Raw genomic sequence first — 1240 nt, forward strand, 5'->3', positions numbered from 1 at the left:
CTTGCTAAAACAACTTATGGGAGCTCCAACAGCAACAAGAACATGGCATCTAACCTGACCGACTTAGCACTAACACTAGACAAATCGGTAGATGTATTCAAATTGTAGGATACTGATTAAGGCTCAATCTGAAAAAAGTACTTATAATTTAAAAATTAGTATTGATAAAACTCAAATTTGACCAAACACTCTTCGTTAGAAGAAGCTTGGCAACTACTATACGGCTTCAAAATCGTGAATGAGCTAAGGAAAGGACACAAAACACTATGAGCGCTAAAGGAAAGTTATTAAGTTATATCGGGGCACTGTTTGTAATTGCAATATTAATTGTATCGCTGACAGGCTATCTCAACTTCAAATCAGCTTCAGTGACTAGTTCAACAAAAAGCTTAGAAAAAGAATCCTTTTTAATTTCGAATGCTTTGGATCAAAAGATACAACGCTATTTCGATAACCTTTACGTTTTAGGTGAAAATTTAGACATTGATACCAACGGACAAGCAGGTGATGCAGACACTATCGTTAATCAATTAAGAACGGTCAAAAACTACTTAGATGTCGTTGCCACCGTTGTAGCATTAAAAGATGGCACGAGTTTTATATCGACAGGCCAAGTAATTGAAAAAAATAAACGAGCGCTAGATCGTGAATGGTATACCAGAATCTTTGCAGGCGAGAAAAAAATCATCACCAAACCATATAAAACAGCAACAGATGATTTTGTAATGGCGTTAGCCATTCCGGTGATACGTAACAACAATGTTGTCGCTACATTGTTAGTTAACATGAACGTTCTTACAATTACAGAGTTCTCAAACAGTTTATCTGAAAGTAATCAACTTATCGTCAGCAGAGCGGATGGTTTCGTTCTTGCAGCTCCTGAAGCTAACAACATTGGCGAAAATTTATTCGAACTTCAACCCTCGTTCGAAGCTTATAAGGACAAAAAGAGCAGTCAGCATCACTATGATTACTTAGGAAAAGAATACGTTGTTAGTAACGCCAGAATTGATTCCTTAGGTTGGAATGTTTGGGCGCTGGATACAACAAGTCATATCAATGCTGCTTCAAACTCAAATCTTGCTCAAGGGCTTATTTTCTCTATTATTTTGATTTTGATCTCTCTCGTTATCATCTACTTGACGGTTGTTAAACTGATGTACAAACCGATAGGCGGCGAACCAAAAGAAATCGAAGAGCTTGTTAAACGTGTTGCCAATGGTGATTTAACACTAAATAC

At 36.9% G+C, this 1240-nt stretch carries 1 protein-coding gene; it reads left to right on the forward strand.

Annotated features, from left to right (window positions below):
• Window positions 1-266: 266 nt before the first annotated feature.
• A partial coding sequence (locus tag ABFY09_RS15070; protein ID WP_347985098.1) for a cache domain-containing protein occupies window positions 267-1240 on the forward strand: 974 nt, incomplete at its 3' end.

It is taken from the genome of Marinomonas sp. 5E14-1 (assembly GCF_039939215.1).
In the GTDB taxonomy this organism is placed as follows: Bacteria; Pseudomonadota; Gammaproteobacteria; order Pseudomonadales; family Marinomonadaceae; genus Marinomonas.